The organism is Cytobacillus sp. C11.1, from assembly GCF_058145115.1.
The window spans coordinates 2,949,186-2,965,967 of record NZ_CM176935.1; the positions used below are offsets into that span (position 1 = coordinate 2,949,186).

Below are 16,782 nucleotides of genomic sequence, written 5' to 3' on the forward strand. Positions count from 1 at the left end.
TATCATCAACTGCCAAAATAAAAAGGAAGGAGCATGTTTACTCCTTCCCGGCACCTAATTCGACAGCTAATTCAAGAATTGTTTTATTGATCCGCCATACATAGTAAAGATGGTGAATAAGGTCACGCTGGGATTGTTTTCTGGTTGGAGCGAGTCGTTCAATTTGTTCCCGTTCTTCTTCAAGGCTGTAGACCAGCGCTCCGTCACCGTTGCCTTTTATCACTTCTATCAATGTTTCGATATTCAGATCCAGTTTTTCTTCGATCCTCTTGAAGACATCCACTAATTCGTCCGGGTAGTCAAAGCCCTTCCGATAGGAGGAGGCAACTAAATGTCTGGCATAGTAATTGATTGCAGCGAATATCGTGATCCATCTGTTTACATCCGAGTTGCGGGGGGACCCAGGTTTTTGGGTAAGTGATGCGGCTTCCGTTTTGATTGTCTGCAGTTTTTGATCAAGGGTGAACGCACTCCCGGATAGTTCCTTTACATTTACATCTTCTCTAAACCCCCGTACATACTCCGTTACATAAGGCTTAAGCTCTGTTAAAAATTCATTAAAGGAGTCAGCAACCTTGTCCTTTGTTTTTTTGGGAAAAACAAACGTTGAAACACCGAATGCAATGGCAGCACCGGCAATTGTATCAATGACGCGGGCTCCGATAAGGGAAAAAGAAATTCCGCCAAGTAAAAGGTCATACATAAAAGCGACCAGCATGGTAATGAACATGCTCATTAAGGTGTAAGATACCTCAAGCAAATAGAAGGCGAAAAAGACGGCCACAAAAATCAGCGTGACTTCCAGCTCAGTATGGCCAGATACCAGCTTAGCCAGCGTAAATCCTATCACTGCGCCAATAATGGTACCGAGCGAGCGCTGAAACCCTTTTGTGTAAGTACGGCCTATTGATTCCGTGCCAAGCAGGACGATAAACGCTGTCAGGAGTACCCAGTAAGGCTGGGCAGGCGAGATGATTTGGCCGACAATGATGGATAAAACTGCGGCAACTAAAGCCTGATAAGCTTTTTTAGTGGAAGGCTTTAGACTCTTCTCTTCATCTTCCGAATCGCTTTCATCTGAATCCTTTTCAGAATCTTTGTCCATATCTTCATCAGCTTCTTCAGGCTTCTCTTCAAATTTTTTTACACTATGCAGCGCTTGCTGGATAGTAATCGCACCTTCGATCACATGGTTCGCAATCGACTCAATCCGCCGGATTAAAAAGAACCATCCTGCATGCTGATCTTCACGATTAAATAAATCCATAATTAACAGGCGGAGTGCCTGGACGGCCAGTTCTGCTTCTTGGAGATTTTGTTTTTCATACTGATGGGCTAGTACCTCCGCATCACGGAGAGATTGGATTACCCAAATCAGAAGCCTTCTTAGTTCATCAATGTCAAAGGCGTCAGCTTTTTTTAAGCTTCGTATCGAGTCAGTCAGTGTTTCAATCAGCATACCAGTATCAAAAACGTATAGCCTCAGCTGAGAGGGGGTTAAGCCCGGCCATAGCTTCTGTACATCATCCTCATTTATATATTCAGAAGCAATGATGGCATATTCTCTTAGCTTCAGTACATTCTTCTGCAGCTCTTTTTTTCGCTGGAGGCTTAATTCCTTATCCTGCATACCCTCTATTAAAAGATTAAAGGTAAGGTTACTTTGGATATGAAAAGAACGGATGCTCCTTCTTAAGTTTTTCGCGGAATCCTGGAAAAGGATGAAATTAAACAAGAAAGCATATGTAATTCCGATCCCTATACCTATGTAAAACCAGGGAAGCTGGCTGCTCGTCAGATTTAGGATTGAAGAAAAATAAACTGTCATGAAACCGATCATGCATAAAGAAAAATACCTAACTCCAAAACGGGTTAAATAAAAGCTGCCGAAAATTAAGATGATCATGGCTATATCAATGTAATAGGTATTGTATGCCAAATAGGAGCCAAGCGTAATTCCAGCCATAGCTGAAACGCCAAGTAGGTAAGTGGTCAGGATTTTTTTCCTTTTCGTATCATCCATTACAATCATGATGCCCATCATCCCGGCCATTCCGGAAACGATTGCCGGAGTAAGTGCATTAAATCCGGCTGCATGCATGATAAACAGAGTTGTAAAGACAGAGGCCATTAAACTGAGGGTAGCCCGTCCCGCTTTTTGAAACCGGATAAGTCCGGGGTCAGAAGCCAGTAAACGCCCAAGCCATGGGTGTTTTATATGCAGTTCTTTCATTATGTCACCAATCTTTGCAAAATTTTTCATTTAGAGTGCTAAAGTATATATTAACACTCGCCGTTTTAATAACCAAGTGAACCATATTCAGATGATTTTACCCTATCATCAACTTTTAAAAACCTAAGAGAAATTCTTTATTTTCAGTTTAAAGAGGGAACAAATGTTCTATAATAAAGTATGGAGGGATTTACAATGCCACTTAGGGACAGAGGATTATTAAAATGGCTTCCTGCACACTTTATGCCGGAACAGAGAGCCATGCTAAAAAAACTGGAAATCGAACAGAATTTTCAAAACAAACCGCTTATCGATGAGTATGAAATGCTGGAATACGAAAACAGGGTTCACTATGCCATGGAGTTTGCTTTTTTCGTAAGTGTAAAGGTATGGAGAGAAGGCTATTTTTATGACATCAAGGGAAGAGTGAACAGGCTGGATGGGTTTAGCAAAAAGATTTACTTAGAAACAGACGATCGTTACATACAAAACATCACCTTTGATGAAATAGTCGGGATGGAGGTAGAAGAATAGTCACTGTAAATCTCTTTAATTGACTGTAAGTTTTTTCGAAAAGAACGCGGAGTATTTCCCAAGAGCAAATCTTTCTTCGGTAAAACCGGTAAATGTTTGTAATTAACAGGCACGAATGATAGCCTTAACGAGCATAGTTTATTTTTTCTATGCAAAGGGGATTATCTACGATGGTAAGTCAATCGGAGTATTTACTTTTTCTTAGAGAACTTGGACGCTTGCATATTGATCTCAAAAACTGCAGCGATACCCAAGTCTGCAATGACATCTGCCAGGATATTCTCTTACTTCAAAAGACTTTAGGCTTGACTGCTATTGATTAGCGGTCTTTTTATTGCTTTTATTATTATATATGGCAAGTGCGATGAACTTGCCTGTTTGATTTCCGCTGTAGATCTCAGTGAACCGGGGGTGGTCCGGGATCATCCTCGAATGAACATGCACGAAGAAAAGCGTGGAACTCGCGCCTTCCATTGCATCCACAGTGTGCTAATATCAGCTTTTTAAATCTGTCTTACAATTTGGCTTGTGAACCATCAGAATAAAATGGCCCTCCATTAAAGAAACTAATTAAAAAATGGTAAGGGGTATTGTATGTTTAAGCTAAAGCCGATTAAGATTCATGCAGAAAAATTGGATGAAAGTCAAAAGCTGACTTCTGCAGAGATGGGGAAGCTTTGGGCTACTTATATGGGAAACAGTATGTCCTCGCTAATTTTAAGATATTTTCTGCAGCATGTGGAGGATAAAGAAATTAAATTGCTGCTTCAAAATGGATTAAATCTGAGCGAGAACTTTATGAAGGCAATAAAGGGTTTTTTTGAAAAGGACAATTTCCCAATTCCTTTAGGCTTTACTGATGATGATGTAAACCTTGATGCACCTAGATTGTTTGAAGATGAATTTTATGCCCACTATATTAAATATGCAGCAAAAGCGGGGTTAAGCTTATATGCTGTAGCAATTCCCCTAGTGATGAGAGATGATATTATGGCATTTTTCTCCGATTGCAGCAAATCAACGAGTGAGCTGTTAGGGCAGATTAATCATGTTTTAATCGAAAAAGGCTTCCTTATCAAACCGCCTATTATACCGGTACCGGAAAGCATTAAATTTGTTGAAAAACATAATTATTTTAAAGGGTTTGTGGGAGATATCCGCCCCCTTCACGCATTAGAAATTACGCACCTATTTGATAACGTAGAAAATAACGCAACAAGCAAAGCATTATTAATCGGTTTTACTAAAGTTGCCAAGGATGAAAAGGTAAAAGATTTTTTACAAAGAGGTTTAGACATAACCAATACAGCTGCAACGCAGTTTAGAGACAAATTACATAAAGGAAACCTGCCGTCACCAGCAATTTTGGATCATTTGGTAACCAGTTCTTCATTTCCGCCTTTTTCTGATAAATTAATGCTATTCCACAAGGTGGATATGTTTTCCATGAAGATAAGGTCGTTTGCCAATTCAGCTGCTGTGAACGGTAGAAGAGATTTAGCACTTTTATATGCAAAAGCGATGATGAGAGTTTCTGTATATGCAGAGGACGGTGCGAACATGATGATTGAGAAGGGCTGGATGGAACAACCGCCTCATGCCAGGGATTAATGATTATTACAGGGATAAAACGCTTGGCATATTCATTCGTTCAAGCGTTTTTTTTATAACCGTTACATAGTCCACTCCGAACCACAACGGAAACTTCTATAATAAATAAAAAAACAAGTCTTATCATATCCATTTTTTAGAATTTTTAGATATAATAAAAAGAAAGAGACTCTTGGAGGGAAATATGGGCAATGCATTAGAGAAAGCGATTGTTCTACGCAATATTGGCAAGTATAAAGAATCTAACGAACTACTTTTAAGATTAGTGAGCGAATTCCCGGATGATCCAATTATAAATTTTCAATGTGCCTGGAGTTTAGATGTGCTTGGTAAAGAATCAAAGGCAGTGGGTTTTTACGAAAAAGCGATTGAACTTGGGCTTCAGGATGAGGACCTGCAGGGTGCCATACTGGGTCTTGGCAGTACATATAGGACGTTGGGAGAATATGAAAAATCAAAAAATGTATTGCAACAGGGAATGGATCAATTTCCAGACAGCCGGTCAATCCAGGTGTTTTATTCCATGACTCTTTATAATTTGGGAGAGCACAGCTCGGCAATGGAGCTGCTTCTCAAGTGCCTGGCCGAAACTACAGCTGATCAGGAAATAATAAAATATAAGAAAGCGATCAATTTCTATTCTAATCACTTGGACAAAGCCTGAAATTAAATAAAAGTTTAATAGAAATGGAGAGATATTCAGAGTGAAGGCTCTTTCATATAGAAAAATAAACTTACTTCTTGGTATGGTTACAATGGTATAATAATCGGAAACATCAAGAAGTTTAAGGAGATTTATAAATGAGCGAGTTATTTGTAGATTTGATAGATGATTTGAAAAAGTCGAATGGCGGCCATATCCTTTATCACTACGATCAGATCGACTGTTACCGCAAAAATGCGGTTTCCTATATTGTAGCAGGAGTTGAAAACGGAGGTCATGTGATGTTTGTGGAAAATGACCGAAATCTTCCTCATATAAAAAAAGAATTGGACAAGCATTTAAGCAAGGACGAATGGGCCAGAGTCCATTTTGCTAATAACTTTGATTTCTATTATTCTAATGGTAATTTTAATCCAGAGACAGTTATGAACTATTTCATAAAAAATGTCCAGCCCTATCTGGAAAGCGGTGCAGTGGTGTGTACATGGGGACTTGTGGAATGGGGAAATGTGGAGGAATACATTCCGAAAATAGAAGAGTATGAAAAGAAGTTAGATGAGATGGTACCTGATAAGGGCATTATTTCATTATGTGCCTATGATAACAAGAATACACCTGATGAATTAAAAGAAAGATTAAAGCGCTGCCATGGGGTGCTGATTACAGATCGTGAATACAAATACCTGCAAAATTAAAATAGAAGCTTTTTTTTGAGGAGAAACTAATGGGAAATATAACCTTTAAAGATATCTATAAACCTGGGCAGACCATCCTGGAAAATGAGCTTTACATTCATCATCATAATCCGGAAATGCTGCTGCAGTATGACAGTAATTTTATCAGTTTTAAAAAGATGCCGACCATAAAAGAATTCATAGAAGCTCAAGATTATCTAAGAGACTATCATAAAGAGCATGGACAAAAGCATGTTCGTTTTTATTTTCCGGAAGGTGAGCCGCTTTCACAGGAGTTAAAAGACCTCTTTAGGGAAGAGGAGGATTATTCAATCGGATTCCTGGAGCTTTTCGCAATACAGCCGGAGAACTTTCCTGCTATGAAAGAAATTCCTGAGATTATTGTTGAAAATGTAACGGATGAAACATGGGATGATTATTTAAAGTTTCAATATGAACATGATTCGGTTTATGGGGATGATTATGCTGAAAAAAAGCAAAGTCAGCACTTGCGGAACTATAACCATCAAGGTATTCAGCAAATTCTAGCTTTTTACAAGGGACCGGCTGGATCAGTTGATGTCATTTTAAAAGATCATACAGCTGAAATCGATGGTTTAATGGTGCATGAAGACTTCCAGAAAAAAGGCATTGGCAGCCGTCTGCAGAAATTTGTGATGAATCAATTTCATGATAGAACGGTTATACTGGTCGCTGACGGGGAAGATACCCCAAAGGAGATGTACCGCAAGCAAAACTATCAGTTTCTTGTAAAGCAGTATCAAGCATTAAAAGTATATGAATGAATAAGTGTCTGGTTCTTTGAGAGCCGGACATTTTTTTATTGGAGCGAATGAAACACTGTTCTGTTAGAGGAGATGGAAATCGGGCAAATAACGATGGTGAAACAGTGGTTTTGTCGAAAAAAATCGAGATAGAAAGAAAAAAATCCGTTTCATAGTGTAACAGTGTTATGTTACAATCAATTCACCAGAAGGGAGTCCTGAAATTGAGCGAGGAATTGATTTCTAAAAAAGATGTGCTGGATTTAACAGGCATATCCTACGGGCAGCTTTATCGATGGAAAAGAAAAAACTTGATTCCCGAGGATTGGTTTGTAAGGAAATCTACCTTTACGGGCCAAGAGACGTTTTTTCCAAAAGAGAAAATACTGGAACGGATCGAGAAAATACAGAAAATGAAGGATACACTTTCGCTGGATGAATTAGCGGATATGTTTTCCCCCAGTACCGCCAACCTCAGGATGACAAGGGCGGGCATTATAGCTAAAGGAATTGCATCCGAACCGGTTTTGAATATTTTTCTCGAACAACAAGGTGAAATGAATGAATTTGATTTTCATCACCTAATGAGTTTATATTTTCTTTCTGCCTTGCTGGAATCAGGAGATATTCATTTAGAAGAAGGGAAAATGCTTCTGCAGCTATTAAACGATCACCAGAAAATAGTCCATCAGCAAGATACGGTTATCTACTTCATACGGAAGCTGGGCATTTCCAGCTGTCTATTTTCGGTAAAGGGTGAAGAGCTGTATTTTGAAAAAGGGACAAAAGTTGTCACAACTTTATCAGTAGGCCAAAGTGCAGAAGAATTAAAATCAAAATTGATGTAGGAGGAAGAACTGTGAATACAAAAGCATTAGGCAATTTAGTGATCAACGGAATAGGGTCGTCAAATGGAGGTTTATTTGAAAAAGTTGAGTTAAATGGGAAGGGAACGGTAAATGGAGATACGGAATGCGTTAAGCTTTATTGTAACGGTACCGGTACAATCCATGGGAATGTAAAAACGGATAAGGCGAAGATTAGTGGCGCGGCAAAAATCAATGGAGCAGTAAAAGCGGAGGAGCTCATTATCAATGGTTCTGCCTCCATTTCTGAAACAGTCAGCAGCAAAGTGGTGGAGGTGTCTGGAAAATCATCCATAGGTGGATCTGTAAAATGTGATGACATGATTGTGAACGGAAAGGTATCGATAGAAGGCGATTGCGAAGCGGAAAACTTCCGTGCAGAGGGGGCATTTTCTGTAGCTGGTTTATTGAATGCTGAAATAATTGATATAAAGCTATTTGGAGACAGCAGAGCGAAAGAGATTGGCGGCAGAAATATAAAAGTAGTACAGCATAAAGAAAGCTTATTCAAATTAATTAAATCCATATTGCCATTGAAGCTTGAGGCAGAGGTTATTGAAGGCGATGAAATCGAGCTGGAAGGAACAGTGGCTACAGTTGTAAGGGGGAGAAATGTAAAAATCGGGAAAAATTGCGAAATCGGGCTTGTTGAATATTCAGGTGAATATAAGTGCCAACCGGGTGCGCTGGTTAAAGAATCCCGCAAAATATAAGAAGGGGGGAGTCTCTGTGGCTGGAATAAGTAATATCAGCATCCAATGGACTGGCAGCACCTCGGGTGGCACTCTTAGAAAAATGGCCATTAGAGCTTTTATCTGGGTTATTGGAAGTATAATAAATTCGTAGGCAAAGAACTTCCAGTGTCTGATCTCTGTAATGCTCCAGAGATCAGGCACTTTTATTTTGTTATAGATGAACACATTATCCCCTTATGCCTGCTTCTTTCCCTTTAACATCGGCGCTAATTAATTGGAGCTCGCATACCGTATTAATAGTTTTATTTACAGGCAATTAAATGATTCACAGGTCGAGGTTTTTACCCTAAGGGTTATGAAGAAAGCCAGATAAGTTCATGGGGCAGATTTTGTGTTTATAGTTGCAAAGGAGACCAAATTTTGAACAGGGATATTTAGTTTTTAAGCATAGTGTACAAAAAGAGTTAAATATAATCTAAATATAGTAAATAAAACGACAAAAAAATAAAAAAAATTTTTAAATATGTAAGCGCTTTAAAGGGTTGAAGTTTTCTGAAGACTTTGATAAGATTTAAAAAACTGAAAAGGCTATGTGTGACTGGCGAGACACGGATTACCGTGAGGGAGCACATAGTGTCGAAGCCGTTCGCCTGGGCAGAGGTAAGGGATTCTACCCCTTGCCTCTTTCTGTTTTAAATCTGACAAAGCTATTTAGAAAAGGGGAGAATCCAATGAGTACTATGACTTTAGACAAAGTGAAGACCATTAAAACGTTAAACGCAATTGCAAAAAACGGTCTTGATGTATTTAACAAGGACCATTTTACAATCGATAATGAGTGTGATAATCCTGATGCAATTGTTCTTCGCAGTTTTAATATGCATTCAATGGAATTTGGCGATCGATTAAAAGCAATCGCGCGCGCTGGTGCCGGCGTCAATAATATTCCGGTCGAAAAATGCACAGAGCAGGGGATTGTTGTTTTTAATACGCCTGGTGCCAACGCAAATGCTGTAAAAGAAATGGTGCTAACCACTTTGATGGCTTCATCCCGTAATCTGTTTGCCGGAATCGCCTGGACCAAAACGTTAGAGAACGAAGGCGATCAAATTCCAAAGCTTGTGGAAGCAGGGAAAAAGCAATTTGTCGGAAAAGAAATTAAAGGGAAAACACTTGGTGTCATCGGTTTAGGTGCAATCGGGGCGCTTGTGGCGAATGATGCACTCGATCTTGATATGGATGTTGTCGGCTTTGATCCGTTCATTTCTGTTGATACAGCCTGGAATCTGTCCCGCAATGTCCAGCGTGCGATGTCAATTGAACAAGTCTTTGCGGAGTCTGACTATATCACAGTGCACGTTCCGCTAACAGATGACACAAGAGAAATGTTTAATGAAAACACATTCAGCATGATGAAGAAAGGTGTTCATATTTTGAACTTCTCTCGCGGAGAGCTTGTGAATGAAGCCGATATGGCTGCTGCTCTTGAAAGTGGAAAAGTTGGCAAGTATATCACTGATTTCCCGAATGAAAATGTGCTGCAAATGAAAAATGCAGTCGCGATCCCGCATTTAGGTGCGTCTACACAAGAATCTGAGGAAAACTGCGCTGTGATGGCGGCACGCCAGGTAAAGCATTTCCTTGAAACAGGTAATGTTAAAAACTCAGTGAACTTTCCAAATGCTGCTCTTCCTTATACAGGCAAGCGCCGCGTCACAGCTTTTCATAAAAACGTCCCGAACATGGTTGGTCAAATCACACTGGCAATCTCAAGCTACCAGCTGAACATTGCGGACATGGTGAACAGAAGCCGCGGGGATTACGCCTATACAATGATTGATATTGATAATAAAGTGAATGGCGATGTTATTCCAGGTTTGCTGAATCAGATCAATCAAATCGAGGGCATTGTTTCAACACGGATCATTTAATGATGAAGCCTCAATTCCATTAGGGAATTGAGGCTTTTTGGTGTTAGCTCTAGTTGATTATATAAAAGGAAAGTTGACGATAAAAAGGCCTGGTTGCTGATAAAATAGGCAGAGTTGATCCCAATGCCGGATTTGCAAATAAAATCTTTTCCCGGCTCAAATAAGGATTAAACTGCTGTAAAGAAATGTCCTGAGCAGACTAAATTCTGCGAAAATAGGGATTCTTACACCACCAACCTGTATAAATAAAGATGAACTTAGAATAAACTGATAAAAAATTGCTGTTGCCCGTATCTTTTTGTTTCTTTTATTCGTTATAGGAGCAGAGATGTGTAAAAGGAGTGAGCAGGTTTATGAAGCAGGGGGAAATTCCAATTAAAAGAGGAGTTCATCTAATGCAGGAAGAGGACATAGCCGGATTATATTCTGCTCTTCGGCGTTATGGGCGGTTTCTGGCACAAGACCATTGGGACGGGGATGATCTTGCACAGGAGGCAGTGATCCGTGCTTTTAACAGCTATCCGCCAAGCAAGATAAATCAAGCTCTTTTAAAAAGGATTGCTTATAATTGCTGGATGGATATTGTCCGAAAACGAAAGCAGGAAGTGCTGGTAGAGACTCCTGAACACGTTCGGAAGGAAAGTGAGCGTCAGGCTGGGAGTTCGATTGATCGTCTTCTAAATCGGTTAACGCTGAAGCAGGCAGTAATTTTTACGCTAAAAGAAGGCTTTCGATACAAAACAAAAGAAATCGCTGAAATAATGAATACAACCGAATTCGCTGTGAAATCCTCGCTTAACCGAGCACGTAAACAGCTTAATTATCCGGAAACAGATGAGAAAAAAGCAGCTTTTTCTAGTGAGGAAGAAGAGAAGGTCTCCCAGCTCCTGCAAGATTCATTGGCCATGGAAGACCCATCTATCCTGATTAAAGCCATTCCTGGCCTGCATTCATTGAAAAGTAATTCGGAATTGAAGCCTGTTCTTTCAGTTAAATCGCCTCCTTCAAACACTCTCTGTATGGCGGCATAATTCCGCTAAGAACAGGAGGGATACAGGTGACAGCTATACCATATGTGATTGAACAGTCCAGCAGAGGGGAACGTTCTTACGATATTTACTCCCGTCTTCTTAAAGACAGAATTATCATGATCGGAGAAGAAATTAATGATGTGGTGGCTAACAGTGTGATTGCCCAGCTGCTTTTTCTGGCTGCGGAATCAACGGATAAGGACATCTCTCTTTATATTAATAGTCCGGGCGGCTCAACAACTGCAGGATTTGCTATCTATGATACCATTCAATACATTAAGCCAGACGTGAGAACCATCTGTACGGGAATGGCAGCCTCCTTTGGCGCCATGCTTCTGCTGGCAGGAAAGAAAGGAAAACGATACAGCCTGCCAAACAGTGAAATCATGATTCACCAGCCGCTTGGCGGGGTGAGGGGCCAGGCTACTGAAATCGAAATTTCGGCAAAGCGGATTATTAAGCTGAGAGAGCATATTAACGGCATCATTGCTGAAAGAACCGGCCAGACAGTGGAAAAAGTGGCACGGGATACAGATCGCGATTATTTCATGACTGCAGAAGAAGCGAAGGAATATGGGATCATTGATGAGATTATTTATAAAAGCTAGCAAATAGTAAGCAGCCATTTAGTGGCTGCTTATGTTTTTGGTATGACATTACATAACCATCTCTTAACTTTCCTATGGCTAATTTCATCAACAGGCAGGTTTAACTGAGTAAAAAAAAGAAACCAGCACCTTGGCTGATTCCTTCTATTTTTCTTCAGAGTAATACTCATCAATCGCACGAAGCCAGTTTGTTCTGGCAATTTCAGAAGCTTTGCTACGGTCTTTTTGCTCAAAAGCCTTCAAAATTTCTTCATGTTCTTCAATTGAGCGGGCTTTTAATATAATCGTTTTATTATAATAAAGCCGCATGACATGTGCTTGAAGCATGGAAACGGTATTTGAAATATAGGGGTTTTGTGCAAGTTCAATAATTATATTATGAAACTGTTCATCCTGCTTCAAAGCTGTAAAGGTATCACCTTCATTAAGGGCTTGCGCAAATTTATGATTGATATCCCGAAGTAAATCAATTGATTGCTGGCTGATAACCGGAGCTGCCAGTTCAGCAGCAAGCGCTTGCAATACGCCTAATGGAGGAAGAATTTTGCTTAAGTCTTCGGGATTTACTGAAGTGACTTGAGTGCCAACACCAGGGAACATTTCGACAAAGCCATGGACGTTAAGCAGTTGAAGCGCTTCCCTGATTGGTGTACGGCTGACGCCTAATGCCTTGGCGAGATCGGCATCATTTAATTTTTCTTGCGGCTGTAAAGTCCCGTCGATAATCCATTCCTGAATCTGGGAGAATGCACGCTCTTTTGCTGATATACGTGTAGGTGATGAATAGTTGGAAGGAATCGGCATAGTTGTTACCACCTTTTAATTTCATTAAAGATTACTTTTTAACTACTAATTTAAAGTTATTTCCATTAGATTATAAATTTAGTATATAGAAGAATCTAGAAAAATTCAATATATCGCATAATTCGACAAAAACTTTTGTGCGATATATTGCATAAGTATGTTGGGTGTGTTATCTTGAGTTATGCAATATATTACGTTGATGAAAATAGTAAAATCATTTCTCTGAAATAATTTTTCAGAAGATTTAAATTTAATAGATTGTTAAATAAATGGAAAATTTTCATATGAGTACAGGTTAATAGGAGGAGTTTACATGAGCAGTAAAATACCATTTTCTTATACAGTCGCAGTCGGTTTTATGCTGTTTGCCTTATTTTTCGGAGCAGGTAACTTAATTTTTCCAGCCATGCTTGGCCAATCAGCAGGCACAAATATTTGGTCCGCAAATGCCGGATTTATTATAACAGGGGTTGGACTGCCATTACTCGGGATCCTGGCACTTGGTTTTTCCGGAAAAGGTGATTTGCAATCATTGGCCAGCAGAGTTCATCCACTATTCGGTTTAGCTTTTACAGTCGCTCTTTATTTATCGATTGGACCGCTTTTTGCCATTCCGAGAACAGCTACTGTTTCCTTTGAAATTGGAGTTAAACCATTTATTGCTGAAGGAAGCAGTACAATTGGGTTAATAATATTTTCTATCATCTTTTTTGGAATTACCGTTTATTTTTCACTAAAATCTTCAAACATTGTCGATATTGTAGGAAAGTATTTAACGCCTATACTGTTAATTGTAATTGCCGTTCTGATCGGTGCAGCTTTTATTAATCCTATGGGATCATTCCAGGCTCCATCCGAAAATTACCTAAGTGGTGCGTTCTTTAAAGGTTTCCAGGAAGGCTATCTCACAATGGATGCCCTGGCAGCTTTTGTATTTGGAATTATCGTGGTCAATGCAGTTAAAGACAAAGGGGCTTCAACGAAAAAGGAGATTATGGTTGCTATTGCTAAAGCGGGTATGATTGCTGCAGGCCTTTTAGCTATTATCTATACATCCCTCTCCTTTATCGGAGCTTCAAGTGTAGGCGGACTTGGACTTTTGGATAACGGCGGTGCTGTTTTATCAGGTGCCTCCGAGCATTATTTTGGCTCTTTCGGTGCCATTCTTCTTAGCGTTATCGTATTCGGAGCATGTTTAACAACAAGTATCGGTTTAATTACAGCTTGTTCTTCATACTTCAATAAATTGGTGCCGGGCGTCTCTTACAAAACTTTTGTCATCGTTTTATCTATTTTCAGCGCAGTTTTAGCCAATTTTGGTTTAAGCCAATTAATTGCCATTTCCGTTCCGGTTTTGGTCGGAATCTATCCTTTAGCCATGGCTTTAATGGCACTCACTTTCTTGCATCCTATTTTTAAAGGAAAGAAAGAGGTTTATAAAGGAAGCATGCTATTCACATTTGTGGTAAGTTTATTTGATGGCTTAAATGCAGCGGGAATTAGCTTTGCGCCAATTAACGAACTATTCGGTGCAATCCTTCCATTATATGATGTAGGATTAGGGTGGATTATCCCTGCTATTGCTGGTGGTCTGATTGGGTTTGCGGTTGGATTAATGAAAAGCAGCAATTCACATTCTGCCCAAAATGAAAAAGCTGCATGATCATTTAGCCCCAGAGTTAAACTCTGGGGCTTTGTTGTGTAAAAAAAAGATTAGTGGGCAGTATTTCAATGGAGGTATTCCTTGGAAAATGCCAACGCACACAAAAGAGGCCTTTTCCGCCACTTTTAGGATAAAGACGTAGTTAAGCGACATTAAGGACAATTTCACCTTTAACACTAAAAAACGAACATTAAAATAGTTATTTTGTATCAATGTTCACCTTTTTTATTGAATTCTTCTTGCTGGTTTGTTATATTTGCATAGTAATAATTTTAGTTCATCACTCGTATATGCTCGGTAATATGGTCTGAGCGTCTCTACCTGGTTCCCAATGAAAGAACCGGACTACGGGTTAAAGTATATGGATCTGATCTTTAGTTTGGTTCACGTATATTACTTTAACTCCGCGGGTCTGGAAGGTAGAAGTCATTCTGCTTTTTCAGGCCTTTTTCTATGGCCTAAACCGAGTGTATCAAACAACAAGAGAAGGGGAGAGATTATTGATGAAAAAGAAATTCGCTTTCCTAGCAGCAATTGCCGTGTTATCTGTGTCGATGCTGGCAGGATGCACGTCTGCACCAAAATTTGAAACAGAGGCTGAAGGTGCTCAAAGACCAATCCTGATTCAAGGTCCAATGCCAATAGAAGCTGAAAAATTTGCTGAACGATTAGATAAAGTAAAAATTGAAAAGTCAGGAACGTTCGTGTTTTACAAAGGAAAGTTGGACAAGTATCCTGTCATTGTTGCTAAAACAGGCAAAGGGATGGAGAATACAGCCGCCGCTACAGCAGTTGCGATAGAAAAATATGACCCAATCGCCATCATCAACCAAGGTACTTCTGGCGGACATGATCCAAGCTTAAACGTATTTGATATCGTTTTAGGAGAAAAAACAACAAACATCGGATCATTAAAAACAGGACATTTAGAAGAGAACGAAGGAATCGATCCAACAAATTGGATTCCAATGGACTTAATGGCTTCTGAAGGAAGTGCCGGGGAAGATCCAAATGCTGAAAAGGCCCGTTACTATGAAGGCGATGAAGATCTGCTGGCAGCTGCCAAGGCAGTCAAAGATAAATATACGAAAGGCAAGGTTGTTGAAGGAACAATCGGTTCAGCCGACGTATGGAATAATGAAGTGGACCGTATTAAATGGTTCCATGAAAACTTCGGGACATCTGTCGAAGAAATGGAAGGGGCAGCAGCCGCACAAATAGCCAAAGCTTATGATGTTCCATTCTTAGGTATTCGTGTATTGTCCAATAACAAAACAAATGGCGGCCAATATAATCCGAATACCGCTGAAGCGAATCAGGATTATGTGTATGAAGTCGTAAAGCAATATATTTCTGATAGAACAAGCAAGAAATAATCTTCTAAAGCCTCCAGTTTTGGAGGCTTTTTATTGATGGTTAAATATTATTTTTCACGAGAGGGCAATACTACAGCATAGCTAAAAAGAGACCTTTTCGAAAAGGAGAGGATGGCATGTGGAATGCAGCCATTTGGGGTGGCGTTTCAGGTTCAGCCGTATTATTAGGTGCATTGGCAGCGATGCTTTTGCCCATCCAAAAGAAAATGATCGGCTACATAATGGCGTTCGGGACGGGTGTTTTAATCGGCGCCGCTGCTTATGAGCTTCTTGGTGAATCCGTACATAATGGCGGACTGCTCCCAACTGGTATCGGCTTTCTTGCTGGAGCAGTCACCTTTACACTTTTTGATATTATGATTTCAAATAAAGGAGCACAGCATCGAAAGAGATCAGGGCAGAAAGCGGCTTCCACAAGTGGCATCGTTCTTTTCATCGGTACGATCATGGATGCTTTTCCGGAATCTATCATGATTGGGGCAAGCCTGCTCGAAGAACAGTCCGTAAGCTTTCTCTTGGTTACTGCCATTTTTATAAGCAATTTTCCAGAAGGCCTTTCAAGTACTGCCGGCATGGAAAAAAGCGGTTATTCGAAAAAGAAAATCTTGATTCTTTGGGGTTCGGTATTCGTTATCTCCAGCCTCGCTTCCTTAGCAGGATATATTTTTTTGGATGGCGCTTCAAGAGAAGTGATGTCCGGGATTGCCGGCTTTGCTGGAGGTGCCATAATTGCGATGGTAGCATCCACGATGATGCCTGAAGCTTATGAAGACAGCGGCCCGATGACTGGATTTATTGCTGCACTTGGCCTGATGGTATCATTAATGCTTGATAATTTTTCATAAGAAATATGCACTTCCCAACTAACAGCCGTTGAAATGATGAATGAAAAGCATTTGACGTGGAAAACAAAAACGGGTGTGTTAATGAATGAAAATAAAAAATGTAGTAAGAGAACAGCAGGAAGACGTTCATATTGAAGTGGGGAAGTATCAAATTATTATTGAACACCGCTACCAGGTTATCTCTTTTTTTAATGACCTCTTGCTGGGCGTTTTATACTCATTGGAAGTATTTTGTTTTTGACGGATGTCAGCCAGGCGGTTTCTATTTCATTTTTCCTGGCCGGCAGCATTATGATGATTATCCGCGCCGGTTTAAATATTACGAAGGATTTTCATGTAAGAAGAATTACATCAAACAAGAACAAGTAAACTTCAGCTTCAAATTTTTATAATGGGGTTTTGTGTCAAAGGGAAACGGCAATACTAGCGACATAGCTTAAATCAGCTGCGGACTTAAAGAAG

Annotated in this window: 18 protein-coding genes and 2 riboswitches; of the genes, 16 read left to right on the forward strand and 2 right to left on the reverse strand. The window is 39.8% G+C overall.

Annotation, left to right across the window (positions count from 1 at the left end; all coding sequences use genetic code 11):
• Positions 1-37: 37 nt before the first annotated feature.
• Positions 38-2,233: an FUSC family protein gene (locus AC3ZVC_RS14695; protein WP_490063968.1), complete on the reverse strand. Its 2,196-nt coding sequence runs from the start codon at positions 2,231-2,233 to the stop codon at positions 38-40.
• Positions 2,234-2,428: 195 nt separating this feature from the next.
• Between AC3ZVC_RS14695 and AC3ZVC_RS14700 the strand changes: the two genes are divergently transcribed.
• From AC3ZVC_RS14700 to clpP, 11 genes are all read left to right on the forward strand, one after another.
• Entirely contained in the window at positions 2,429-2,767 is a 339-nt protein-coding gene (locus AC3ZVC_RS14700) for a YolD-like family protein (RefSeq protein WP_490063969.1), read from the forward strand.
• 170 nt (positions 2,768-2,937) lie between these two features.
• Entirely contained in the window at positions 2,938-3,090 is a 153-nt protein-coding gene (locus AC3ZVC_RS14705) for a hypothetical protein (RefSeq protein WP_490063970.1), read from the forward strand.
• A gap of 271 nt (positions 3,091-3,361) precedes the next feature.
• A complete protein-coding gene (locus tag AC3ZVC_RS14710; RefSeq protein WP_490063971.1) occupies positions 3,362-4,378 on the forward strand; it encodes a DUF3231 family protein in 1,017 nt (338 codons plus the stop codon).
• A 184-nt stretch (positions 4,379-4,562) separates the two neighbouring features.
• Positions 4,563-5,042 (forward strand): tetratricopeptide repeat protein, encoded by a 480-nt coding sequence (locus tag AC3ZVC_RS14715; RefSeq protein ID WP_490063972.1) that lies wholly within the window; start codon positions 4,563-4,565, stop codon positions 5,040-5,042.
• A gap of 137 nt (positions 5,043-5,179) precedes the next feature.
• Positions 5,180-5,737 (forward strand): MEDS domain-containing protein, encoded by a 558-nt coding sequence (locus AC3ZVC_RS14720; RefSeq protein ID WP_490063973.1) that lies wholly within the window; start codon positions 5,180-5,182, stop codon positions 5,735-5,737.
• A gap of 29 nt (positions 5,738-5,766) precedes the next feature.
• Positions 5,767-6,522 (forward strand): GNAT family N-acetyltransferase, encoded by a 756-nt coding sequence (locus AC3ZVC_RS14725; protein WP_490063974.1) that lies wholly within the window; start codon positions 5,767-5,769, stop codon positions 6,520-6,522.
• Between the two features lie 203 nt (positions 6,523-6,725).
• The gene (locus AC3ZVC_RS14730) at positions 6,726-7,349 is read left to right on the forward strand and encodes a YhbD family protein (protein WP_490063975.1); all 624 of its coding nucleotides are present in this window, start codon (positions 6,726-6,728) and stop codon (positions 7,347-7,349) included.
• 11 nt (positions 7,350-7,360) lie between these two features.
• Positions 7,361-8,080: a polymer-forming cytoskeletal protein gene (locus tag AC3ZVC_RS14735; protein WP_490063976.1), complete on the forward strand. Its 720-nt coding sequence runs from the start codon at positions 7,361-7,363 to the stop codon at positions 8,078-8,080.
• A gap of 566 nt (positions 8,081-8,646) precedes the next feature.
• A riboswitch (ZMP/ZTP riboswitch) is annotated at positions 8,647-8,725 on the forward strand.
• Between the two features lie 68 nt (positions 8,726-8,793).
• Positions 8,794-9,993 (forward strand): phosphoglycerate dehydrogenase, encoded by a 1,200-nt coding sequence (locus tag AC3ZVC_RS14740; RefSeq protein ID WP_490063977.1) that lies wholly within the window; start codon positions 8,794-8,796, stop codon positions 9,991-9,993.
• Positions 9,994-10,346: 353 nt separating this feature from the next.
• Entirely contained in the window at positions 10,347-11,024 is a 678-nt protein-coding gene (locus AC3ZVC_RS14745) for a sigma factor-like helix-turn-helix DNA-binding protein (protein ID WP_490063978.1), read from the forward strand.
• 26 nt (positions 11,025-11,050) lie between these two features.
• Positions 11,051-11,632, forward strand: a complete 582-nt coding sequence (clpP, locus tag AC3ZVC_RS14750; protein ID WP_490063979.1) for an ATP-dependent Clp endopeptidase proteolytic subunit ClpP — start codon at positions 11,051-11,053, stop codon at positions 11,630-11,632.
• Positions 11,633-11,776: 144 nt separating this feature from the next.
• Here the strand turns inward: clpP and AC3ZVC_RS14755 are convergent, their stop codons facing one another.
• Positions 11,777-12,436 carry a GntR family transcriptional regulator gene (locus AC3ZVC_RS14755; RefSeq protein ID WP_490063980.1) on the reverse strand — a complete coding sequence of 220 codons (660 nt, stop codon included), beginning with the start codon at positions 12,434-12,436 and terminating at the stop codon, positions 11,777-11,779.
• Positions 12,437-12,749: 313 nt separating this feature from the next.
• Here AC3ZVC_RS14755 and brnQ point away from each other — a divergent pair, with 313 nt between their 5' ends.
• The 5 genes from brnQ (at position 12,750) to AC3ZVC_RS14780 (ending at position 16,689) form a co-directional block, all read left to right on the forward strand.
• A complete protein-coding gene (gene brnQ / locus AC3ZVC_RS14760; RefSeq protein WP_490063981.1) occupies positions 12,750-14,099 on the forward strand; it encodes a branched-chain amino acid transport system II carrier protein in 1,350 nt (449 codons plus the stop codon).
• A gap of 264 nt (positions 14,100-14,363) precedes the next feature.
• Positions 14,364-14,467: riboswitch (purine riboswitch) on the forward strand.
• Positions 14,468-14,602: 135 nt separating this feature from the next.
• Positions 14,603-15,475, forward strand: a complete 873-nt coding sequence (locus tag AC3ZVC_RS14765) for a 5'-methylthioadenosine/S-adenosylhomocysteine nucleosidase (protein WP_490063982.1) — start codon at positions 14,603-14,605, stop codon at positions 15,473-15,475.
• A gap of 116 nt (positions 15,476-15,591) precedes the next feature.
• Positions 15,592-16,320 carry a ZIP family metal transporter gene (locus AC3ZVC_RS14770; RefSeq protein ID WP_490063983.1) on the forward strand — a complete coding sequence of 243 codons (729 nt, stop codon included), beginning with the start codon at positions 15,592-15,594 and terminating at the stop codon, positions 16,318-16,320.
• Positions 16,321-16,405: 85 nt separating this feature from the next.
• A complete protein-coding gene (locus AC3ZVC_RS14775) occupies positions 16,406-16,561 on the forward strand; it encodes a hypothetical protein (protein WP_490063984.1) in 156 nt (51 codons plus the stop codon).
• Complete coding sequence (locus tag AC3ZVC_RS14780) at positions 16,558-16,689, forward strand: hypothetical protein (protein ID WP_490063985.1); 132 nt, start codon at positions 16,558-16,560, stop codon at positions 16,687-16,689. The genes AC3ZVC_RS14775 and AC3ZVC_RS14780 overlap by 4 nt, the downstream gene beginning before the upstream one ends.
• Positions 16,690-16,782 lie beyond the last annotated feature (93 nt).